This window comes from Erythrobacter sp. THAF29, from assembly GCF_009363635.1.
Taxonomy (GTDB): domain Bacteria; phylum Pseudomonadota; class Alphaproteobacteria; order Sphingomonadales; family Sphingomonadaceae; genus Erythrobacter.
Genome location: NZ_CP045392.1, coordinates 2,251,618 through 2,273,839, shown reverse-complemented (window position 1 = coordinate 2,273,839; position 22,222 = coordinate 2,251,618). Strand labels below are relative to the sequence as shown.

General features: G+C 62.6%; 21 protein-coding genes. 15 read left to right on the top strand and 6 right to left on the bottom strand.

Annotated elements, in window-relative coordinates; genetic code table 11:
• From FIU90_RS10970 to creD, 3 genes are all read left to right on the top strand, one after another.
• Window positions 1-390 (top strand): BlaI/MecI/CopY family transcriptional regulator, encoded by a 390-nt coding sequence (locus FIU90_RS10970; protein WP_152434792.1) that lies wholly within the window; start codon window positions 1-3, stop codon window positions 388-390.
• Window positions 387-2,030: a M56 family metallopeptidase gene (locus tag FIU90_RS10965; protein WP_152434791.1), complete on the top strand. Its 1,644-nt coding sequence runs from the start codon at window positions 387-389 to the stop codon at window positions 2,028-2,030. Before FIU90_RS10970 ends, FIU90_RS10965 begins: the two co-directional genes overlap by 4 nt.
• 143 nt (window positions 2,031-2,173) lie before the next feature.
• Window positions 2,174-3,571, top strand: coding sequence for a cell envelope integrity protein CreD (creD, locus tag FIU90_RS10960; RefSeq protein WP_152434790.1), 1,398 nt, complete (start codon window positions 2,174-2,176; stop codon window positions 3,569-3,571).
• Window positions 3,572-3,646: 75 nt separating this feature from the next.
• Here the strand turns inward: creD and FIU90_RS10955 are convergent, their stop codons facing one another.
• Window positions 3,647-4,498 (bottom strand): neutral zinc metallopeptidase, encoded by an 852-nt coding sequence (locus FIU90_RS10955; RefSeq protein WP_152434789.1) that lies wholly within the window; start codon window positions 4,496-4,498, stop codon window positions 3,647-3,649.
• Between the two features lie 118 nt (window positions 4,499-4,616).
• On the opposite strand from FIU90_RS10955, the gene FIU90_RS10950 reads away from it, so the two are divergent.
• The 6 genes from FIU90_RS10950 (at window position 4,617) to FIU90_RS10925 (ending at window position 10,847) form a co-directional block, all read left to right on the top strand.
• Window positions 4,617-5,372 carry a 3-hydroxybutyrate dehydrogenase gene (locus FIU90_RS10950; RefSeq protein WP_152434788.1) on the top strand — a complete coding sequence of 252 codons (756 nt, stop codon included), beginning with the start codon at window positions 4,617-4,619 and terminating at the stop codon, window positions 5,370-5,372.
• The gene (locus FIU90_RS10945) at window positions 5,369-6,856 is read left to right on the top strand and encodes a M20/M25/M40 family metallo-hydrolase (RefSeq protein WP_172970248.1); all 1,488 of its coding nucleotides are present in this window, start codon (window positions 5,369-5,371) and stop codon (window positions 6,854-6,856) included. The genes FIU90_RS10950 and FIU90_RS10945 overlap by 4 nt, the downstream gene beginning before the upstream one ends.
• Before the next feature lie 93 nt (window positions 6,857-6,949).
• Entirely contained in the window at window positions 6,950-8,404 is a 1,455-nt protein-coding gene (gene guaB, locus FIU90_RS10940) for an IMP dehydrogenase (RefSeq protein ID WP_152434786.1), read from the top strand.
• Window positions 8,405-8,413: 9 nt separating this feature from the next.
• Window positions 8,414-9,592 (top strand): RsmB/NOP family class I SAM-dependent RNA methyltransferase, encoded by a 1,179-nt coding sequence (locus tag FIU90_RS10935; RefSeq protein ID WP_152434785.1) that lies wholly within the window; start codon window positions 8,414-8,416, stop codon window positions 9,590-9,592.
• Between the two features lie 62 nt (window positions 9,593-9,654).
• A complete protein-coding gene (locus tag FIU90_RS10930; protein ID WP_234029495.1) occupies window positions 9,655-10,149 on the top strand; it encodes a tetratricopeptide repeat protein in 495 nt (164 codons plus the stop codon).
• Window positions 10,150-10,166: 17 nt separating this feature from the next.
• A complete protein-coding gene (locus FIU90_RS10925; RefSeq protein WP_152434783.1) occupies window positions 10,167-10,847 on the top strand; it encodes a glutathione S-transferase family protein in 681 nt (226 codons plus the stop codon).
• Window positions 10,848-10,856: 9 nt separating this feature from the next.
• On the opposite strand, the gene FIU90_RS10920 is transcribed toward FIU90_RS10925, so the two are convergent.
• Together FIU90_RS10920 and FIU90_RS10915 are read right to left on the bottom strand one after the other, a co-directional pair.
• Window positions 10,857-11,351: an RNA pyrophosphohydrolase gene (locus FIU90_RS10920; protein ID WP_152434782.1), complete on the bottom strand. Its 495-nt coding sequence runs from the start codon at window positions 11,349-11,351 to the stop codon at window positions 10,857-10,859.
• Window positions 11,344-12,291, bottom strand: a complete 948-nt coding sequence (locus tag FIU90_RS10915; RefSeq protein WP_152434781.1) for an alpha/beta hydrolase — start codon at window positions 12,289-12,291, stop codon at window positions 11,344-11,346. The genes FIU90_RS10920 and FIU90_RS10915 overlap by 8 nt, the downstream gene beginning before the upstream one ends.
• Before the next feature lie 98 nt (window positions 12,292-12,389).
• On the opposite strand from FIU90_RS10915, the gene FIU90_RS10910 reads away from it, so the two are divergent.
• From FIU90_RS10910 to FIU90_RS10895, 4 genes are read left to right on the top strand one after another with little or no spacing between them, the layout of a single operon-like run.
• Window positions 12,390-13,427 carry a metal-dependent hydrolase gene (locus FIU90_RS10910; protein WP_152434780.1) on the top strand — a complete coding sequence of 346 codons (1,038 nt, stop codon included), beginning with the start codon at window positions 12,390-12,392 and terminating at the stop codon, window positions 13,425-13,427.
• Window positions 13,428-13,442: 15 nt separating this feature from the next.
• Window positions 13,443-14,828, top strand: a complete 1,386-nt coding sequence (locus FIU90_RS10905; RefSeq protein ID WP_152434779.1) for a deoxyribodipyrimidine photo-lyase — start codon at window positions 13,443-13,445, stop codon at window positions 14,826-14,828.
• 49 nt (window positions 14,829-14,877) lie between these two features.
• Window positions 14,878-16,119 (top strand): cyclopropane-fatty-acyl-phospholipid synthase family protein, encoded by a 1,242-nt coding sequence (locus FIU90_RS10900; RefSeq protein WP_152434778.1) that lies wholly within the window; start codon window positions 14,878-14,880, stop codon window positions 16,117-16,119.
• Window positions 16,120-16,121: 2 nt separating this feature from the next.
• Entirely contained in the window at window positions 16,122-17,321 is a 1,200-nt protein-coding gene (locus FIU90_RS10895) for a serine hydrolase (RefSeq protein WP_152434777.1), read from the top strand.
• 21 nt (window positions 17,322-17,342) lie between these two features.
• Here FIU90_RS10895 and FIU90_RS10890 read toward each other — a convergent pair whose 3' ends face one another.
• The 3 genes from FIU90_RS10890 to purF all read right to left on the bottom strand — a co-directional run bounded on the left by FIU90_RS10890 (window position 17,343) and on the right by purF (window position 20,053).
• Complete coding sequence (locus FIU90_RS10890) at window positions 17,343-17,690, bottom strand: PilZ domain-containing protein (protein ID WP_152434776.1); 348 nt, start codon at window positions 17,688-17,690, stop codon at window positions 17,343-17,345.
• Window positions 17,691-17,851: 161 nt separating this feature from the next.
• A complete protein-coding gene (locus FIU90_RS10885; RefSeq protein ID WP_152434775.1) occupies window positions 17,852-18,568 on the bottom strand; it encodes an SDR family oxidoreductase in 717 nt (238 codons plus the stop codon).
• 3 nt (window positions 18,569-18,571) lie between these two features.
• Window positions 18,572-20,053: an amidophosphoribosyltransferase gene (gene purF, locus FIU90_RS10880; protein ID WP_152434774.1), complete on the bottom strand. Its 1,482-nt coding sequence runs from the start codon at window positions 20,051-20,053 to the stop codon at window positions 18,572-18,574.
• A 220-nt stretch (window positions 20,054-20,273) separates the two neighbouring features.
• Between purF and FIU90_RS10875 the strand changes: the two genes are divergently transcribed.
• Window positions 20,274-21,512: a lipoprotein-releasing ABC transporter permease subunit gene (locus tag FIU90_RS10875; protein ID WP_152434773.1), complete on the top strand. Its 1,239-nt coding sequence runs from the start codon at window positions 20,274-20,276 to the stop codon at window positions 21,510-21,512.
• Window positions 21,505-22,185, top strand: coding sequence for an ABC transporter ATP-binding protein (locus FIU90_RS10870; RefSeq protein ID WP_152434772.1), 681 nt, complete (start codon window positions 21,505-21,507; stop codon window positions 22,183-22,185). The genes FIU90_RS10875 and FIU90_RS10870 overlap by 8 nt, the downstream gene beginning before the upstream one ends.
• Window positions 22,186-22,222: the final 37 nt, after the last annotated feature.

Sequence of the window (22,222 nt, the reverse complement as noted above, 5' to 3'; positions counted from 1 at the left end):
TTGAGCAAGTCCGAAGACCGATCCCCTGAACGTATCAGTGAAGCCGAGCACGCCGTCATGGAGGTGTTGTGGGAACGCGGAACCGTGACCGCCGCCGAAGTGTGCGACGCGGTTTGCGAGAAGCGCGGCTGGAGCTTGCCTACCGTCAAGACGCTGCTGTCGCGGCTCGTGCAGAAGCAGGCGATCGAAACGCGGCCCGATGGGCGGCGCTATCTTTACAGCCCGATCATGCAGCGCGCCGATTATGTCGGCACGGAATCGCGTCGGCTGGTCAACCGACTGTTCGGAGGAAAAGCCGCCTCTCTGGTGGCGCATCTCGCTGAGTCGGAGGCTCTTACCGAGGACGATCTGGCTGAAATCGAGGCTCTGTTGAAGGAGCTGAAGCAATGACCCAGTGGCTTTTCGACACGCTTTTGTGGACCGCCGCTCTCATCGCGCTGGTGCTCCTCGTTCGCCGTCCGGTTGCGCGCTGGTTCGGCCCGCAGGTTGCCTATGCGCTTTGGGCGCTTCCGATGGCGCGGCTCCTGCTGCCCCCGATCACGTTACCTGCATCGATGGCGCCCGAAGGCGCGGAAGCAGGTACGGCGACAAACGAAATCCTGTTTCCCGACGCCGGTGTTCCCGTTGCGACACTTGAGGGTGCTACCGACATGCCATCGGGACCAGGAGCGGCAGCGACCGATTTCGCCATGCCCTTTACCCCGTCATCCTTTCTCGAGGCAGCACCGCTGGTGGAGATTGGATGCGCGGTGTGGCTGATCGGCGCTGCCATCTTCTTGTGGAACCGCTTCAGCAGCTATTTCGAGTTGCGGGGACAGTTGCTCGAAAGCGCACGCGAAGTCGGTCGCTCGGGCCGCGTGCGTTTCGTCGAGACCCCCGGTACGGACGCGCCGCTCGCATTCGGCGTGATCGATCCTGTTGTTGCGCTGCCCGAAGGGTTCATGGCGCAGCCCGATATGACCGGGCGAAACCTGGCACTCGCGCACGAGCTTTCGCATCACAAGGCGCAGGATCTCCTGGTCAACATACTCGTTCAGCCACTCTTCGCGCTGCACTGGTTCAACCCGCTGGGCCGCTATGGCTGGCTGGCGCTGCGGCGCGATCAGGAGGCCGCCTGCGACGCGCGTGTCATGGCGCACAAACCGGCAGAGGAGCGCGCCGTCTACGCCAATCTCATCGCCAGTTTCGCGGCCGGACCCAATATCGCGCTGGCCGCGCCGATGGCTTGCCCGGTGCTTGGCGATAAATCGATTATCCATCGTTTGAGGAGCCTGAATATGTCCGATACCTCGTCCCGCCGCCGCTGGACCGGTCGCCTGATGCTGGGCGCTGCCGTGCTGGCGCTGCCGCTGACCGCATCGATCAGCTATGCCGATGACGTGGCTCCTCCGCCACCGGCACCGCCTGCAGCGCCCGCTGTGGGCGTGGCCCCGCCAGCGCCTCCCGCTCCGCCAGCGCCGCCCGCACCGGTTTCCGTGCAGGCCATCGCCGAAGTCGATCCCGACACCGAGATTGAAATCGAGGAAGAGGTGGAGGAGCGTGACGGCCAGAATGTCTTCGTCGTCCGCGAAGAGATCAAGGATAAGGACGGCAAGGTCGAAAAGCGCGTCAAGAAGGTCGAGGTCAAACACCGCGGCCAGAAGATGAGCAAGGAGGAGCGCGAGGCCATGATGGCCGAGGTCCGGGCCGAACTCGCCGAAGCCGATGTCGAGGTCAAAGCGGCAATGAAGGAAGTGGAACGCGCCAAGATCGAGATCGAAACCGCCGAGGGGATGGAAGGGCGCACCGTCGTCAAGATGGAATGCCGCGGCGACAGCGATGATGTCGCGACCGTGGAGGAGGGGCAGAATGGCCTGCGCAAGGTCTATATGTGCCAGTCCAAGGTGATGGCGCATGCGCTCAAGGGGCTAAAGGAAGCTCGCAAGGCGATCGCCAACAACAACGAACTCGATGGCGAGATGCGCGAGAACATCCTCAAGGAGCTCGACCGCCAGATCAAGGATTGGAAGAAAGCTCACAACCAGACATGATCCCGGAAACCAGACCGGGTGAGAAGGGAAGGGCGGGTGCAGCGATGTGCCCGCCCTTGTCCTTTCTGAAGCAGTTCATACCGAATTCAGTTCATCGCTCTTAATGCACGCTTCGTCTCACGATAAGGAGGAGGACGAAGACAATGAAAGAGCGAAGCCCCGGAGTGAAATTGCTGCTGGCCGGTCTGGTCGGCGGCGCGCTGATAATTCCGCTACTAATGGTCTATTGGCTGGTGAGCGATCGCCAGCACCAGGCGCGCGTCGCGCAGGCCTCGATCACCGCAGGTTGGGCGGGGCCGCAGACCGTATCCGGCCCCATGCTCGTCCTTCCCTACACCGTCACCCGCGAAACTCGCGAAGTGGTCGACGGCAGGACGGTGACCAAACGAACCGAGAGCGAGCAACTGCTCTACATCGCGCCGAGCAGGCAGGATCTCCAAACAGAGATCGACCCCGAAGTGCGCTCGCGCGGCATCATCCATCAGTCCGTGGTCTATGACGCAGCGATCAACGGAAGCGCACGTTTCGTCGTGCCCGAGGATCTCGACCGGCTCGGGATCGAGGAGAATCAGCTCGAGCTCGACGAAGCTTTCCTGCAGCTGCCAATTTCCGATCCGCGCGGGCTTCAGACCGATGCGAGCATGGCAGCGGGCGGCGAGCCGCTGACGCTGCGGCCCGGCCTTGGCGCAGGACATTCAGGCACCGGTGTTCACGCCTTTGTCGACTGGAGCGAAGGCGAACCGCTAGAGATTGATTTCACCTACGCCCTTCGCGGATCGAGCGATTTCAGCATGGTTCCGCGCGGCGAGGAGAGCAATTTCACCGTTACCTCGAGCTGGCCGCATCCGAGCTTCACAGGCGGCTTCCTGCCGGGTGACGAGGACCGCGAGGTCAGCGCCGATGGCTTCACCGCGAAGTGGTCGATTTCGAACCTTGCGCTTGGCCAGTCGTTGGTCAGCACCGGCGCGCCCACCTTGCCCGATGCCGCTATGGCGGCGGAAGAAGCGATGTACATGGACGCAGTGCACATGCCCGCACCGGTCGGCGCCGAGATCGCGACGATCCGCCTGATGGAGCCGGTCGACCTCTACAAGCGGGTCGAGCGCTCGCTCAAATACGGGTTCCTGTTCATCGGCTTCACCTTCCTCGCCTTTCTCATGTTCGACGTGGTGGCAGGCGCGCGGGTCGCTCCGGCAGAATACCTGCTGACCGGGGCTGGCCTGATCCTGTTCTTCGTCATGTTGCTCGCCTTTGCCGAGATGATCGGCTTTGCGCTCGCCTACGTGACCGCGAGCGCTGCAATCATCGGCCTGTTGACGAGTTACAGCGCGGCAGTGCTGAAAAGCTGGAAACGCGCCAGCATTATCGGCGGATTGCTGGTCGGGCTCTACGCCGTGCTCTACGTGCTGCTGAACCTTGAGGCATGGTCGCTCGTGATCGGTTCGCTGATGCTGTTCTTCGCGCTCGCAGGCGTAATGTACGCGACGCGCAACATCGAATGGTCGAGCGTGAACCACACCGAAGAACCGGCAGTCGAATAGGCGGCAAAGACCTTGGGAAGGGCTGGGGCCGGGGCGGCGATATGCTGCTCCGGCCCCTTCCATGTTCGGGTGGCCCTACTCGAAGTAGACGTCGCAGACGCTGTCATTGGCGCTGCCGAAGCCGCGGCGCAGGGCATCGACTCGCTGCTCGCTGGTGCCGTGGGTAAAGGCTTCGGGATTGATCCGCTGGCCCGCCTGACGCTGGAGGTTGTCATCGCCAATGGCGGCAGCGGCTTGCATGCCCTCTTCGAGGTCGCCGCGTTCGATCAGGTTGCGGTTCTTGCCCGCCCACACGCCCGCATAGCAATCGGCCTGCAATTCCATGCGAACCTGCAGGTCATTGGCGCGACGGCGGTCACGCTGCTGGATGCTGCGGACCTGGTCGGCGAGACCGGTGAGGTTCTGAATATGGTGCCCGTATTCATGTGCCATCACGTAAAGCCGCGCGAAGTCGCCACGCGTGCCGCTCATCCGCGCCAGCTGATCGTAGAAATTGGTGTCGATGTATATGCCGAGATCCGCCGGGCAGTAGAACGGACCCGCAGCCGAAGAGGCGCTGCCGCATCCCTGTGTCGTCACCCGGCCCGAAGGATAAAGATGCAACGTCGGCTGCTCGAAACGAATGCCGGCACGTGCAAATTCGGGCTGCCATGTTTCGTTGAGGCTGGTGAGTGCGTTGCATGCCTCGGTCGCATACTGGTTCTGCGTGCAAAGCTCCTCTTCGCTCATGGAGTCCTGCTGCGATTGCGGGGCGCTCTGCTGCGCGCCTTCGATCATGCCGATGGTCTGCATCGGGTCCGCACCGAAGATAACCGCTGCGATGATGGCGATGATGACAGTCCCGCAGCCGACGCCGCCCGCGCGGCGCATCCCGCTGCCGCCCCCGCGAACCTTGATCTTCGAGGTGTCGAACCGGTTGAGGCGCACGGCAATTCTCCCTGTTGCTCTTACGCGACCATATCAGGCTGTCGCGTCTTTCGTCTGGACACGCCCCGCGCAAGCGGCGAAAGCGGATGCGTACCTGTTCAATCACTGGAAGTGAACCATGTTCCTCGAAGGGAAGCGCGCGCTCGTAACCGGATCGACTTCGGGCATCGGCCTTGCCATCGCCCGCGCGCTGAAAGCCGAAGGTGCCGACATAGTGCTCAATGGTTTCGGCGACGAGGCCGAGATCGCAAAGCTGCGCGAGGAACTGGGCGCGGATTACAGCGGCGCGAACCTTCTCGATGCCTCGGAAATCGAGGCAATGATGAACGAGATCGGCGCGGTCGATGTTCTCGTCAACAATGCCGGAATGCAGCACGTCTCGCCGGTCGAGGACTTCCCTGTCGACAAGTGGGAAGCGATCATCGGGCTGAATCTCACCGCCGCATTCCACACGACCCGGCTTGCCGTGCCCGCGATGAAGGAAAAAGGCTGGGGACGGATCATCAACACAGCGTCCGCGCACTCGCTCACCGCCTCTCCGTTCAAGAGCGCGTACAATGCGAGCAAGCACGGGATTGCGGGTTTTACCAAGACGATTGCTCTCGAACTCGCCACGAGCGGCGTAACCGCGAATTGCATCAGTCCAGGCTATGTCTGGACGCCGCTCATCGAGGGGCAGATCCCCGACACGATGGCCGCACGCGGTCTTTCGCGCGAGGAAGTGATCAACGACGTGCTGCTCGCCAAGCAGCCGACCAAAAAGTTCGTCCAGCCGGAGGAAGTGGGCGCGCTAGCGGTCTTCCTTTGCCGCGAGGAAGCGGGCAATGTGACCGGGGCCAATTGGTCGATCGACGGGGGATGGACAGCCGAATGAACCTAGCGGGGGCGAAAAGGGGGCTGGCGCTCGCCGCGCTGCTGGCGCTGTCTGCGTGCGCGGGCGGTGCGAAGTTCGCGAGCGCGACGGTCGAAGAGCGCGCGGCTATCGAACAGAATTTGCGCCGCGATATCGCCGTGCTTGCCAGCGACGACTTCGGCGGGCGCAAGCCGGGCACGCTGGGCGAGGAGTTGACGGTCGCTTTCATCAGCGAGGAGTTGGAAAAGGCGGGTTTCGTCTCCGGTACCAACGATCCGGGCAGCGCGTGGCGCGCGCCGGTGCAGCTTGTCAGCACGCAGCCCTTCACCAGCAGCATCACGATCAGGACGGGCCGCCGGGAATACGATCTCGACGATGCCGATGGCGCTGCATTCACCACGCGCCGGCGCGAGCTGTCGGACGGCGCCAAGGTAGTCTTCGTCGGAAAGGCCGCGGGCGACGTTGCCGAGGACGACGTGCGCGGCAATATCGTCGTCATGCTTGGCGAACCCGGGGTGAGCCCGCAGCGCCGTGCAGCGCTTTTCACAAAGCAGCCGGTCGCGGTCATCACGGCGGTCGAGAACCAGGACGCCGTGGCGCTTGTGAACCGCGCATTCGGGCGCGAACGAATCTCATTGGCGAGCGAACCCGAACGCGCGCTCTCCGCTTTCATTACCACGGCCGCATTGGGAGAGGCGCTTGGCGAACGCACCTGGGCCCGACTGGTCGAACGCGCGGACGACGATGATTTCGAGCCGGTGGAACTTGAGGCCACGATCAAGATCGAGGCGACCTCGCGGCGCCGCGAATTCACCAGCTACAATGTACTTGGGCGCCTTCCCGGCCAGATGCCAGGTTCGGGCGCGGTGGTGCTGATGGGGCATTGGGACCATCTTGGCGAATGCGGAGCCGAGGATGAGGAAGACCGCATCTGCAACGGGGCAATCGACAATGCGAGCGGGATCGCCGTCATGCTCGAACTTGCGCGCAGGCTGGCTGCTACCGGTCCCTATGATCGCGACATTTACGTGCTTGCCACCAGCGCTGAGGAATCGGGCTTGCTCGGCGCGCGCGCCTTCGTTGAAACCCCTCCCATCCCGCTCGAGAGCATCGTTGCCGCGTTCAATTTCGATACCGTTGCCGTTGCACCGGAAGGCAGTTCTGTCGGTTTCGTGGGTGAGGGGCGTACATCGCTCGACCCGGTAATACTCGAAATTATGGAAAAGGCCGGGCGGCAACTGGGCGACAAGGATTTCGCCGAACAGTTCGTGCGCCGACAGGATGGCTGGGCGCTGCTGCAGGAGGGCATCCCAGCGGTGTTCCTCTCGACTTCATTCGGCTCGGAAATCGTGATCGGCCCGTTCCTCTCGACCGACTATCACCGCCCTGGTGACGAGATCGAAGCGGTGGTCCTCGGCGGTGCGATCGACGACCTCTTGCTGCACGAGGAACTGGCCCGCCGTTTCGCCAGCACCGAGGCCTATTCGCCACCGCCCGCTGAATAACGTCTACAGCGCGCTCGCAGGGCCTAGCGCTTGCGGGCAAGCGGCCCTACATGGACGTGCACGATTCGCTCCACCCATAGAAAGCACGTGCACATGGACATCCCCCTCGGCCTAACCTTCGATGACGTTCTGCTCCGCCCGGCAGAAAGCAGCGTCCTGCCGAGCATGGCAAATACCAAGACCCAGCTGACGCGCGAGATTGCGCTCAACATCCCGATCCTTTCGGCAGCGATGGACACCGTGACGGAAGCCGACATGGCGATCGCGATGGCGCAGATGGGCGGTATCGGCGTCCTCCACCGCAATCTCGAGGTCGATGAGCAGTGCGCCGCAGTGCGTGCCGTCAAGCGCTACGAAAGCGGCATGGTTGTAAACCCGATCACGATCAGCCCCGAAGCCGCGCTAGGCGACGCACAGGCGCTGATGCAGCAGCACAAGATCAGCGGCATTCCCGTGACCGATGCGAACGGCAAGCTGGTTGGCATCCTCACCAACCGGGATGTGCGGTTCGCGGAAAATCCTAACCAGCCGGTGCGTGAGCTGATGACGACCGAGAATCTCGCGACCGTCCCGCTCGGCACCTCGCAGGAGGACGCGCGCCGCCTGCTGCACCAACGGCGGATAGAGAAGCTGCTGGTGGTCGATGACGATTTTCGCTGCATCGGCCTCATCACGGTGAAGGATATCGAGAAAGCGGTCACTTATCCCGATGCAACCAAGGACAGCGCGGGCCGCCTGCGCATCGCTGCGGCAACGACTGTCGGGGACAAGGGCTTCGAACGGTCCGAGGCGCTGATCGACGCCGAGGTCGATGTGGTCATCATCGACACCGCGCACGGTCACAATCAGGATGTGTCGAAGGCGGTCGAACGCGTGAAAAAGCTGTCCAACTCGGTCCAAGTGGTAGCCGGCAACGTGGCGACCGCAGAGGCTACTCGCGCACTGATCGATGCAGGGGCGGACGCCGTGAAGGTCGGGATCGGACCCGGATCGATCTGCACCACGCGCGTCGTCGCAGGCGTCGGCGTTCCGCAGCTGACTGCGATCATGGACAGTGCCAATGAAGCTGCAAAATCTGGCGTGCCGGTGATTGCAGATGGCGGCCTGCGCACAAGCGGCGACGCGGCGAAAGCGCTCGCGGCAGGCGCTTCGACGGTGATGGTCGGATCCATGCTGGCAGGGACGGCCGAGAGCCCGGGCGAAGTGTTCCTCTACCAGGGGCGCAGCTACAAGGCGTATCGCGGCATGGGCAGCGTCGGCGCGATGGCGCGCGGTAGCGCCGACCGATACTTCCAGCAGGACGTTTCCGCGATGAAACTCGTGCCCGAAGGGATCGAGGGGCAGGTGCCGTTCAAGGGCGCGGCGGCGGATGTCGTTCACCAACTCGTCGGCGGGATCAAGGCCGCGATGGGCTACACCGGTTCGGCCACCATCGCGGATCTCAAGGAGCGTGCGCAATTCGTCCGCATCACCAATGCAGGCCTTTCGGAAAGTCACGTCCACGACGTCGCGATCACCCGTGAGGCCCCGAACTACCCAACTCGCTGAGGCCTGCCGGTGACCCCCGCCGCGCGTGTCCAGGCAGCCATCGAGCTGCTCGACCAGGTGATCAATGCCGCAAAGCGCGAAGGCGCACCCGCGGACCGGCTGATCGCAGCCTATTTCAAGCAACGCCGCTATGCTGGATCCAAGGACCGGCGCGCGGTTCGCGAGCTTGTCTATCGCGCTATCCGTCATTGCTCAGAGGTGCCGGAAAGCGGGCGCGCCGCGATGCTTGCGCTCGCCGGGGATGACCCTTCGCTGGTGCCGCTCTTCGACGGCTCGACTCATGGACCCGCGCCGGTCGAAGAAGGCGAGCCGGTTGCGAGGGCGGGGGTCGCGCCCGAATGGCTGATGGCCGCGCTGGCGAAGTCGGACATTGAAGGAGAGGCGGCAGCCGCGCTGCTCGACCGCGCGCCGCTCGACATTCGCGTGAATACGCTCAAGACCGATCGCGAGAGCCTAGAATTGCCGGAACAGGGCGACCCGCTCGCCGCGCCGCAGGCGTTGCGCCTTCCCTCCGGCACTCAGGTCGAACAATGGCCACAATATCGCGACGGGCTGATCGAGGTGCAGGACCACGGCAGCCAGATCGCGTGCCTTGCAGCTGGCGCGCAGCCCGGCGAGACGGTCATCGACCTATGCGCAGGCGCAGGCGGCAAGACACTCTCGCTCGCCGCGATGATGCAGAATAAAGGGCGGCTACTCGCCTGCGATACCGATCGCGGACGGCTCTCGAAGCTGCCCCCGCGCGCCGAGCGGGCAGGGGCGGGTCTGATCGAAACCCGCCTGCTCAATCCGCAGAAAGAGCTTGAGATGCTCGCAGATATGCAGGGTAGCGCGGACCTTGTGCTGGTCGATGCGCCGTGTTCGGGAACCGGCACCTGGCGACGCAAGCCAGAGGCGAAATGGCGGCTTACTCCGCAGCGGCTAAAGGAATACGCCGGTTTGCAGGACACGCTGCTCGAAATTGCTGCAAGGCTTGTGAAGTCGGGAGGAAAGATCACCTTCGTCACGTGTTCGCCGCTCGATGCCGAGGGGGCGGACCGAGCTGAGGCTTTCCTTGCGCGCCATCAGGGCTTTAGCGCCGAACACCCTGAAATGCCGCTTGGCACTCCGCGCGGCAGCGGCATTCGCCTCGATCCGTTCCACCACGGCACGGACGGCTTTTTTGTCGCAAACCTGCGTTCAGCATGATAGCTGTATGAGCTATGGCTAAGCCACCATCTTCACGGCTTGCTGCATTCAAGGAGCTCCTCATGCGTTTTGCGCCCGCCGCTGCTGCCCTTTCGCTTGCACTGGTGATGACAGCCAGCGTTACGAGTGCCGGGGACCGCGAAGCGGACCCGCGCGCAGCAGCGCTGATTGTCGAGGGGCAGGCTCTGCTAAACGCCGGCGATACGCAGGGCGCCATCGATGCTTTCGAGGCGGCGCTGGCGGTCGATCCGGGCTACACTCCGATCTTCCTCAACCTTGCCGAAGCCGCGCGACAGGATGGCCTTCAGGGGAAGGCGATCAAGTATTACCGCGAAGCGCTCGCGCGCGATCCGAACAATTTCGCCGCGATCTCGGGAGAGGGCGAGGCACTGGTGGAGAAAGGCGCGCTCGAAAAAGCCAAGCGCAATCTCTCGCGGCTCGAAAGCCTGTGCGGCGCGAATTGCCCCGAGACGGTAGCGCTGCAATCGTCGATTGCCGCCGGTCCTCCGGCGAGGCTCGCTGCCGAGACGGCTGAAGCCGGCCCGACCAGCAACTGACCCGGAAGCGCGGGAGCATGCTGACGCTTCACCACCTGGAATATTCGCAGAGTTTCCGTATCCTGTGGCTGCTGGAAGCGCTCGGTGATCCCTACGAGCTCAAATGCTACGATCGCGACCCGGAAAGCAATCTCGCGCCTGACGATTACAAAGCCTTGTCGCCGCTCGGCACCGCGCCGGTAGTGACCGATGGCGATCTCGTATTGGCCGAGAGCAATGCGATCATCGACTACATTCTCGACTCGCACCCTGAAAGCGATCTTCGTCCCGGTGCAGGGCACCCCGATCGGGCGCGCTACCTGTTCTGGTTCCACGCCGCGCAGGGATCGTTGATGTCCGCACAGGGTATCGCGATGGTGCTCGGGCTTCTGGAAACCCGTTCGCCATGGCCGATCAGCTCGCTGCTGAAGGCTGTTTTCGGGCAGGTGCGAAAAGTATTTCTCAACCCGCGGCTCGATGCGCTGTTCGGACTGATGGAAAAGGATCTTGGCAAGCAGCCCTATTTCGGCGGTGACACGTTGACTGCAGCCGATATCACGCTGGTTTATCCGATGTATGCCGCGCGCGACAAAGGCACGTTCGATAACGGCTTCCCAAACATCGCCGCCTGGTTCGACCGCATCGAGGCATTGCCATCGTTCATTGCCGCACGCGCCAAGGACAATCGCCCTCACATTGCCTTTCGTTTCGGCAAATAGGCGCGCGTCTCAAATGAGTGGTGCGAATTCCTCCACCAATTTCTCGTAAACCGCCCGCTTGAACGGGATGATGAGCTCGGGCAGTTCAGCGGGCCTTACCCACCTGTAGGCGTGGAATTCCGCCGGTTCGTGCGCATTGAGGTCGATGTGCGAGTCCTCGCCGAGGAACCGCCCGAGATACCAGTGCTGGACTTGCCCGCGGAACCGGCCCTTCCATACATTGCCAAGGAGGTCCGGCGGCAGGTCGTAATACATCGGGCGTGAGGCAGGCGCGACTATCTCGACGAGGTCGGGGCCGATGCCGGTTTCTTCCTGAAGCTCTCGCAAAGCGGCTGTCTGCGGATCCTCGCCCGGATCGATCCCGCCCTGCGGCATCTGCCAGTATCCATGCGCGCGGGTATCAATCCGCTCGCCGACGAAGACCAGGCCATCCGTGTTCGCCAGCATGAACCCCGCGCAGGGCCGGTAGGGCAGGCTTTCGGGATCGATGGCCATGTCAACCATTCTCCAGCATGAACTTCATCGCCGCGATGACCCGTTCGAGATCGCGCTGCGTGCTCGGGACCGCCTGCCGGATGTTGGTGAAGCTGTGAGTCACGCCCTTCATTTCAAGATAGACATAGCTCGCGCCCGCATCGGCAAGCGCCTTGGCATAATCGCGGCCCGAATCGCGGATAGGATCGAGGCTGGCGGTGGCGAGCACGGTCGGCGGCGCGCCGGTGTGATCGCCCAGAATCGGCATCGCGCGCGCGTCGCTGCGATCGGGTGCGTATTGCGCGTCGAAGAACTCGACCGAAGTCTTGGTGAGGATGAAGCCGTCATCGAATTCTTCGAGGCTTGCCGAACCGAACGCATCGCTCGCCAGCGGGAAGAGCGGGACTTGCAGCACGATCTGTACGTCTGCGGCGCGCGCGGCAAGTTGCTGGCCGACGACGATGGTTGCGTTCCCTCCGGCGCTGTCGCCGATGGTGACGAGTCCCGTTGCCTCGCGGCCCAGCTCGGACGGGTTCGAGGCAATCCAGCGCGCTGCCGCCTCGCAATCCTCGATCGCGGCGGGGAAGGGATGTTCGGGCGCGCGGCGGTAATCGACCGCGATCAGAGGCAGGTCCATCAGCGCGGCGATTTCGGTGCAGAGGTTGTGGTGCGTTTCGAGATCGCCGATCACGAAGCCGCCGCCATGGAAGAAGGTGATAACGGGGCCGGGCTCACGGGTCTCTCGCGCGTCGTAGAGCCTGAGCGGAATGTCGCCTGCCGGGCCGGGACAGGAAAGGTCGCGGATCACCGCCAGATCGCGCGCCGGGCGGTCGGCCATGCCGTGGAGCGCGACATAGGCCTCGCGCGCCTCCTCCAGCGTCATTTCGGTGATCTTGGGGCCGTCCAGCGCTTTTAGTGCGTCGAGGAAGGCCTTCATATCGGGCCGGATGAAGGGGGCGGTGTCGGTCATTGTTCGTGGCTCTCCCGGTTCGTTGCCGAAGCGATAGGGGGAGTTGCCGCGCATTTCCACTCGCAAAGGCACCCGCGCGCCGCTACGCGTTCAAACCAATGGATAATCTGACGCACAGCCTCGTCGGCGCGGTTCTCGGCCAGACGGGCCTCAAGAAAAAGACCGGGCTCGCCATGCCTGCGCTGATCATCGGGGCGAACCTGCCCGATATCGATGCGGCGTGCTTCTTCTGGCTGGAGGGCACCGAGCATCTGGGCTTCCGGCGCGGGATCACCCACGGCCCGCCCGCAATGGTGCTGCTGCCGCTCATATTGGCGGGGCTTCTGTGGGGTTACGACCGCTGGCAGGACAAGCGCGGGAAGCGGCCAGAAGACCGGCTGCCGGTAAGTTTCAAATGGCTGTTCCTGCTGAGCTTTATCGGGTGCCTCAGCCACCCGGCGCTCGACTGGCTGAATGTTTACGGCATTCGGTTGCTTGAGCCGTTTTCGAGCCAGTGGTTCTACGGCGACACGCTGTTCATCATCGATGTGTGGCTTTGGGCGCTCTTGGGCCTCACTTGGTCGTGGTCCGCTCGAAAAGAAAAGCGCGATGAAAACTGGATGCGCCCTGCAAAGATCGGGATAGCTGTCGGCCTCGCCTATATCGGTGTGAATTGGGCGATAACGGAGACTTGGGAGGCGAACTACGATCTGAACGCTCGGGTGTCGAACCCTAACGGCAACCTGCGACAGGTGAGCACGATTGCTTCTCCGGTTCCGCTCTACTTTTGGCGCCGGGAGATCGTAGCGACATCATACGATAGCCAATACCTCATCCCTCCAGACAAGGTCGACGCGGTTCTCAACGGCCGTCCGAATGGTGAAATTGGCAGAATTCCCGAGCAGTATCGCCTGGGGGGAATCGAGTGCGTGAACGAAATCCGGGCTGCTTATCAATCCGAAGATCTAAGGAACGCGAAAACTCAGAAGTTCGGACAGGTCGAAGCCTTCCTCTTCTGGTCACGCGCACCTTTCGCCACCCGCGCCGAAGGCGGGTCGGTTATCCTCCACGACGCCCGCTTTTACGATCCGCGCGCGCGCGACCGCTTCTCCGTCGCGCTGCCCGATATCGAATGCGAGGAACTCCCCGCCGAGTAACGCGCTTCATTCCCCATGAGCGCACCGCAAATCCTCTGGCTCAGGCGCGACCTGCGCATGGCCGACAATCCCGCCCTCTATCATGCCGCGCAAAAAGGGCCGGTCGTCGCCGTCTACGTGCTCGACGACGAGGCGCCCGATCATCACAAGATGGGCGGTGCCTCGCGCTGGTGGCTGCACCATTCGCTCGAAAGCCTCTCGAAAAGCTTCGGCAAGCGCAATTCGCAGATTGTGCTGCGGCGCGGGGATGCGGTTGAAGAACTCACCACGGTCGCCAATGCGGTCGGGGCCAAGACCGTCCACGCCAATCGCCATTACGAGCCGTGGTGGAGGAAGGCGCAAGGCAAGCTCGCTGACGCAATCGAGCTTGAACTTTACGACGCAAACTACCTCTTCCCGCCGGGCTTCATCACCACCGGATCGGGTGATCCGTACAAGATCTACACGCCGTTCTACAAAGCCACGAAATCGAAGTTTCCGCCGCGCGACTGCGTGCCCGAACCCGAGACGCTCTCCTCTCCCGAAAGCTGGCCCGCGAGCGACGAGCTGGCCGACTGGAACCTCCTGCCCAAAAATCCCGACTGGTCGGGCGGGATCGCGGATTTCTGGAAGGTCGGCGAGGAGACAGCGCACAAACGCCTCGAGGAATGGGAAGACGACGTCGCCGATTACGAGGACACCCGCAATCTCCCGAGTGTCGATGGCTCCTCCCGCATGTCGCCGCATCTCCATTTCGGCGAAATCTCGCCGGTGCAGATCTGTCATGCGCTGAAGCACAAGCGTTCGGAAGGCTGGGACAGCTACGAGAGCGAGCTCGTATGGCGGGATTATGCGCAGAATGTCATCTGCCAGTTCCCCGCCTATCCGCGCGAGAATTACCGCGACCAGTTCGACAAGCTCAAATGGCGCGATCCGGATAGTGACAAGGACGCCGCAAGCGACCTCAAGGCGTGGCAGAAAGGCATGACCGGCTATCCGATCGTCGATGCCGGGATGCGCCAGCTGTGGCAGACCGGCTGGATGCACAACCGCGTGCGGATGATCGCGGCGAGCTTCCTCATCAAGCACCTGCTGATCCACTGGACCAAGGGCGAGGAATGGTTCTGGGACACGCTGGTCGATGCGGACTACGGATCGAACGGGACCAACTGGCAGTGGGTTTCCGGCACCGGGGTCGATTCCAACATGTTCCCGCGCATCATGGCGCCGCTCTCGCAATCGGAAAAATTCGGCGCGGCGGACTACATCCGCGAATATGTGCCCGAACTCACTGGTCTTTCGGACGAGGAAATCCACGATCCTGCCGATGAGAAACGCGGCGAATATCCGTGCAAGATCATCGGCCACAAAGAGGCCCGCGAACGCGCGCTCGCCGCATACCGCGCGATGAAGGGCGAGTGACCGCTGATCCCCGCTTGCTGAACGCGCATCGCTTCGCCACATAGGGGGCATGAGCGTGCAGGGGATGAGAGGCGAGCCATTGCTCAGCGGCGGCGCGAGGTTTGCGCCGCAACCGGGGTTTTTCTCGCGCCTTTTCGCGCCCGGCTTCGGCAAGGTGCTCGACCGGGTGGATGCAGGGTTGGAGCGCGGGTCGATCACCGCCCACCTTCCCGACGGAAACACTCGCGTGCTTGGCGGGCGCTGTGACGGTTTCAATGCCGAGGTATGGCTCAAGGATTGGCGGGCGCTGTTGCGGCTCGCGACGAACGGTTCGGTCGGCTGGTTTCAGGCCTATGAGGCCGGCGAGTGGGAGGCGGATTGCCACGCGCGGTTGTTCGCGGTGATGGGCGATAATGCGCGCACTCTAGGCAACACGGCGCGCAGTTCGGGTGCGTTCAAACGCGCTGCGCAAATCGCGCACAGCCTCAACCGCAACGACCGCGAAGGCTCGGCGCGCAACATCTCCGCGCATTACGACCTCGGCAACGATTTCTACGGGTCATGGCTCGATGAGAGCATGACCTATTCGAGTGCGCTCGGCATGGACGAAGGCGGGCTTGAGGCGGCGCAGCAACGCAAGCTCGCCGCCCTGTCAGAGCGGCTCGGGAATCCCCGCACCGTGCTCGAAATCGGCTGCGGATGGGGCGCTCTAGCGCAGGAATTGGCGCGCTCGGGTGCCGATGTGACCGCGATCAGCCTCTCCGACGAACAATTGCATTACGCGCGCGCGCACCGCTCTGCCGCAATCGACTTCCGCAAGCAGGACTACCGCGACGTCGACGAGCAATTCGATGCCATCGCCAGCTGCGAAATGGTCGAGGCGCTGGGCCGCGAATACTGGCCGACCTTCATGGACTGCGTTGCGCGAAACCTGAAACCCGGCGGTCGCGCGGCAATCCAGTACATCTCGATGGCTGACGACCTGTTTGAAGACTACGCCGGTTCGGCCGACTTCATCCAAGCTTATGTCTTTCCCGGCGGAATGCTGATCAAGTCGAGCGAGTTTCGCGCGCTTGCAGAAGAGCGAGGCCTCGAATGGCGCGACCAGGTCGATTTCGGGCAGGATTACGCCGCGACCTTGCGCGAATGGCGCGAACGGTTCGACCGCGCGCTTTCCGAAGGCCGCCTGCCGCAAGGATTCGATGATCGGTTCGTGCGGCTGTGGCGCTATTACCTGTCCTATTGCGAGGGCGGCTTCATGGCCGGGAATATCGATGTGCACCAGGTCACGCTGGTAAAGAGGGGAGAGTGAGAATGGTGATCCGCAAGGCTTTGGTTTCGAGCATCGTGGCATTGGCGCTGGCGGGGTGTGCGGGCGGTTATTCGGATACGAACACGGCGACTGCGGAGCCTGTGCTCTCACAGGTCAAGCTCGTCACTCCGCCCGAGCGCGATCTGTCCGATTTGCAGGTGCTTTTCTGGAACGACGAGCAACGTTCGGCGCGCTTCCGCGACATGGAAAGCTGGTTTGCCGGACACGAAGTCCCCGCCGCAAGCGCGACACGGTCTTTTGCCGAAGGCGAACCATTCAGCGAAGGATTGCAGTCCGAATTGCGAGCCATGATGGAAGAGACGAACACTGCCGGTCTCATGATTGTCGAAGACGGTGCCGTGCGGTTCGAAGAATACCGCCTCGGACTAGGTCCGAACGATCGCTGGACCAGTTTCTCGGTAGCGAAAAGCTTCACCTCGACCCTTCTCGGTGCGGCGGTGAAAGATGGTTTCATCGAAAGCCTCGACGATCCGATCATCAAATATATTCCTGAGCTCAAGGGCTCGGCCTACGACCCTGTCACAGTGCGCCAGATCGCAACCATGACGAGCGGCGTTGCGTGGAACGAGGATTACACCGATCCGAACAGCGACGTGGCGCAGATGAACCGTTTCGTGGTCGAATACGGCCCCGACGCGATCGTGGCCCAGATGAAGACGCTGGAGCGCGAAGCTCCTCCGGGCGAGAAGTGGGTCTACAAAACCGGCGAGACCAACCTAATCGGCCTGCTGGTCGAGAATGCAGTGGGTATGCCGCTCGCCGAATATGCGCAGACGAAGATCGTCGAACCGGCTGGTTTTGCCGGATCGATGTTCTGGATGACCGACCCGCGCGGCGGAAATATCGGCGGGTGTTGCCTGTCGCTGCGGCTATCGGAATATGCCCGGATGGGACAGTTTGCGCTCGAAGGCGGAAAGGGGGCCGTACCCGATGGCTGGTTCGACGAGGCGGGGGACTCGCTCGTCGATTTCGGCGACAGCGGCTTTGGCTATGGCTACCAGTGGTGGACCTATCCCGGAAACACCTTCGGCGCGCAGGGCATCTTTGGGCAGGGCATCACGCTCGTACCCGACAAGGGGCTCGTCTTCGCCTATATCGGCAACTGGTCGCGGGCGAGTGGCGGACCCGAGCGAGAGAAGATGTTCATGACCGCGATGAAAGTCGTCGCAGAGGCCGACTAGGCACGAACGAAACCCGGCAGCTCAGATCGCGGTACGATAGATCCCGGTATTGCTGTAACGCTGCAGGATATTGTCGTGGACGATCGGGCTCAGCAATTCGCTGAACGCGCAGCCGACGATGCAATTGTCCCACCAGACAACCTCGGCCTGGAGCGATTCGAGCCCCGGAAGCGTCAACCAGCAGACCTGGCCTTCATGCATCCGGTTGATCGACGCGGCCGAAAAGCCGGAGATCGACAGGTCGTGAACCACGCTCTGGAAAGCGCGCCCACCAGATGCCCGAAGAGTGGCAGGGATGGTGAGCTTGGTGCGCGGTGAGCAGCGGTCTTCCTGCGCGGCAACTCTGTAAGTGTCGTATTCGGTAGGCATAGCCGTGCAAAGCCTCATTCAATCAGCGGTGGGTCTCTTCGCCGAATGGTCTTCTCGAGTTGGTCGAATCGCACATTGTACGCCCAGCCTTTCCGGCCGATTGCGAAGCAGAGTTAATGGAGGAGTTACCAGAATTTCGAAGCGTTGGGCCGGGCCTGAAATCAGCCTTTCACGCGCTCGCGGTGGCCAGTCTCGAAATCTTCCTGGAGCAGCTGGACGATTCGTGACGCCACGACTTCCGGTGGCTTAACAGATTCCGGCTTCTCACCCGGATAAGCGCGGGCACGCATTTCGGTTCGGGTTGCGCCCGGATCGACGATTGCGACGCGCAACGGGCTTAGCTTTTCGACCTCCGCCGCATAGCTTTCGAGCAAGTTGTCGAACGCGGCCTTAGTCGATCCGTACGCAGACCAGAAGGCACGCGGGCTCGCTCCGACCGAACTCGTCAGCCCGATCACCCGCCCGTTCTTCGCCTTACGCAACATCGGGTCGAAAGCAGACAGCAGCGCCTGCGTTGAGACGACGTTGGTCAGAAGCGCCTGATTGAACTGCTTGGGGTCGATCTGCGAAAGCGGTGTGAGCTCTGGCAAATAAGCTGCGGATAATACGAGGATATCGAGCGCATCCCAGCGCCCCCTGATTGCCGCGGCCAGGCGCGCGACCGAATCCGGTTCGGTAAGGTCCAGCGGCGCGATTGTCGATGTTCCGCCGGCGGCGTGAATCTCGTCTTCGACCGCCTCCAGCGCCTTCACCTTGCGCGCGACGAGTATGACATGGGCTCCGGCCTTAGCCAATGCAATCGCGGTGGCAGCGCCAATGCCCCGGCTCGCGCCGGTGACGAGAGCTGTCTGCCCTTCAAGCGGTTTCGTGTCTGTCATGGTTTATGCTGCTTTCGGGTCAGCAAAGGGCAGTTCGGCGGGCTTTTGCTCGCTATGGTCGGTGAGCGACGTCGGATACTCGCCGGTGAAGCACGCATCGCAGAATTGCGGACACTTCTTGTCGCGCCCTTTGGAGCCAACAGCGCGATACAGTCCATCGATCGAGATGAAGGCGAGGCTGTCCGCCTTGATGAATTCGCACATCGGTTCGAGCTCCATGCGAGCGGCGAGCAGCTTGGAGCGTTCGGGCGTGTCGACCCCGTAGAAACAGCTGTGCGCTGTGGGCGGGCTGGCGACGCGGAAATGCACCTCGCTCGCGCCTGCCTCGCGCATCATTTCGACGATCTTGAGGCTGGTGGTGCCGCGCACGATGGAATCGTCGATCAGCACGATCTTCTTGCCGGCAACAAGCCCGCGATTGGCGTTGTGCTTGCGCTTTACGCCCGAATGGCGCGCGCTGTCCGATGGCTGGATGAAGGTGCGCCCGACATAGTGCGAGCGGATGATACCGAGTTCGAACGGCACGCCCGATTGTTGGGCATAGCCGATGGCGGCGGGAACGCCGCTGTCGGGCACCGGCACGACGAGGTCGACATCGCACGGAGCCTCGATCGCGAGTTCGGTGCCTATCGCCTTGCGCGCTTCGTAAACACTTTGCCCAGCAAATATGCTGTCGGGGCGGCTGAAATAAACGTGCTCGAAGATGCACGGTCGGGGCGAGGGATTGCCGAAGGGATGGACGCTCTTGATCTCGCCCGAGAAATCGACCTGCAGCATCTCGCCGGGCTCTACTTCGCGGATCAGCTCTGCGCCGACCACATCGAACGCCACGCTTTCGCTGGCGAAAACGACCGCGTCGCCCATCCGGCCCATCACCAGCGGGCGGATGCCGAGCGGGTCGCGGCAGGCGATCATGCCCTCGGGCGTCATCACGATCAGCGCATAGGCACCTTCGACGAGACGCAAAGCGTCGACCAGACGGTCGGCGACGGTGGGATAGCGGCTGGTCGCGACCAGGTGGATGATGACCTCGGTGTCGGAAGTCGACTGGAAGATCGAACCCTTGGCGACAAGATCGCTGCGCAATGCCTGCGCGTTCGAGATGTTACCGTTATGCGCGACTGCAAATCCGCCGCTCGCAAGTTCAGCGTAAAGCGGCTGCACATTGCGAAGGCCCGCGCCGCCTGTGGTCGAATAGCGCACATGGCCCGCCGCCATATGGCCCGGCAGCTCTGCAATCGCGTCCGAGGAGGAGAAATTCTCGGCCACATGGCCGAGGCCGCGCCGGGAATAGAAATCGGTGCCGTCATAGCTGGTGATGCCGACCGCTTCCTGGCCACGATGCTGGAGAGCGTGGAGGCCCAGCGCCGTCGCGGCCGAAGCGTCGGCAGCGTTTATCGCGCCGAAAACGCCGCATTCCTCGCGCAACTTGTCGCCATCGGCATCCAGGTAGGGATGCGTGAGATTGGTGAAGGAGTTGGACATCGCCAGTTCTGTCCGCTGCGCTGGTGACGGGATGGCCCGCTCAATGGCGATGTTACGGCTCGATTACAAGGGGCGAAGGCACCGCAGTGCCCCTCTTTTTGATAAGGCGTGGCCCGCCTTGGGCGCTTTACGCACAAGCGCGCTGCTTATCCACATTGTGCCAATCGGTGCGCGCGCTTAAAGCCTGCGTTCAGCAGCAACCGGTAAGCGCCTCATTTCCATGCTTTCACCTTTCGAACTGATGATTGCCAAGCGGTATCTCTGGCCGGGCAAAGGCGAGGGGTTCATCGCGCTCGTGGCGGGAATCTCGGTCGGGGTCGTGATGCTCTCGGTCGCGATGCTTGTGCTTGTGATGAGCGTCATGGGCGGTTTTCGCGGCGAGATGCTCGACAAATTCGCCGGGCTCAACGGGCATGCGGTGATCCAGGCCTATGGCGGCAAGCTCGACAATTGGGAGCAAACGCTCGAGCAGGTTCGCGAAACACCGGGGGTGATCGACGCCTCGCCGCTGATCGAGCAGCCGCTGCTTGCAAGCTATAATGGCCGCGCGGTCGCGATTTTCGTCCGCGGCAACACCGCAGAGGACATCGCCGACCTTTCGGACAAGGTGCTGATGGGCGATATCAATTCGATCACGCCCGGTAGCGGAAAGGTCGCGATCGGATCGCGGCTCGCTGCCAATATCGGCGCGCGGGTGGGCGACACGATCACGATCATCAATCCGCAGGGCCGCGTCACGCCGTTCGGCACCTCCATCCGGCAAGTCGGATACGAGGTCGGCGCAATCTTTGAGATCGGGCTTTACGATTTCGACGAAACCTTCGTCATAATGCCGATGGAGGATGCGCAGACGCTGCTGTTGCTCGGCGACACGGTCGGGCTGATCGAGATCACCGTGACCGATCCCGACAATGTCGGCGAGATACTCGCGCCGGTCGAACAATCGCTGACGGGACGCGCCCAGATCGCCGACTGGAAAACGATCAATTCGACCCTGTTCGAGGCTCTCGAAGTAGAGCGTGTTGCGATGTTCTTCGTCCTCAGTTTCATGGTGCTGGTGGCGTCTTTTAACATCCTTTCGAGCCTCGTGATGCTGGTCCGCGCCAAGACGCGCGATATCGCGATCATGCGCACGATGGGGGCGACGCGGCGAAGCCTGCTCAAGATCTTCGTGACCACCGGCACCACGATCGGCACGATCGGTACGGTCGCCGGCCTCATCCTTGGCTTCCTGTTGCTCTATTTCCGCAATCCCATCGTCGATGGCATCGCTTTCGTGACCGGGGTGGAGATATGGGATCCTTCAGTGCGGTTCCTCACATCGTTGCCGGTACGGGTCGATCCGTGGGAAATCATCGGGATCACCGCGCTCGGGCTCGGCCTGTCCTTCCTCGCCACGCTCTATCCCGCGTTCAAGGCTTCGAATACCGACCCGGTACAGGTGCTGCGCTATGAATAACCTGGCACCTATCGTCTCGCTGCGCGGACTTCGACGCAGTTTCGAGCAGGGCGGCGAGCGCATCGACGTGTTGCGCGGCGTCGATCTCGATATCATGCCGGGCGAGATCGTCGCGCTGCTGGGGCCTTCGGGTTCGGGCAAGTCAACCATGTTGCAGGCGGTTGGCCTACTTGAAGGGGGATTTGCTGGTTCGATCGCGATCGCAGGAGAGCAGGCCGAGCAACTGCCGCCCGACCAGCGCACGCGTCTGCGGCGCGAGCATCTGGGCTTCGTCTACCAGTTCCACCATCTGCTCCCGGATTTCGACGCGACCGAGAACGTTGTCATGCCTCAAATGATCCTTGGCACGCCGCACGATGAGGCGGTTGCGCGCTCCGAAAGCCTGCTCACCAGCCTCGGTCTCGGCCACCGGCTCACCCATCGGCCGAGCCAGCTTTCGGGCGGCGAGCAGCAGCGCGTAGCAGTCGCCCGCGCACTCGCGAACCAGCCGACCCTGGTGCTGGCTGACGAGCCGACCGGCAATCTCGACGAGCACACCTCCGACACCGTGCTGGGCCAGTTCCTCGAACTGGTGCGGGGCGAGGGCAGCGCGGCACTGGTCGCGACACATAACGAACGCCTCGCCGAACGGATGGACCGGGTGGTTCGCCTGCACGACGGTGTTCTCAGCTAACCCGGACCCATCCTCCGCCTCGCACGTTGATGAGGCA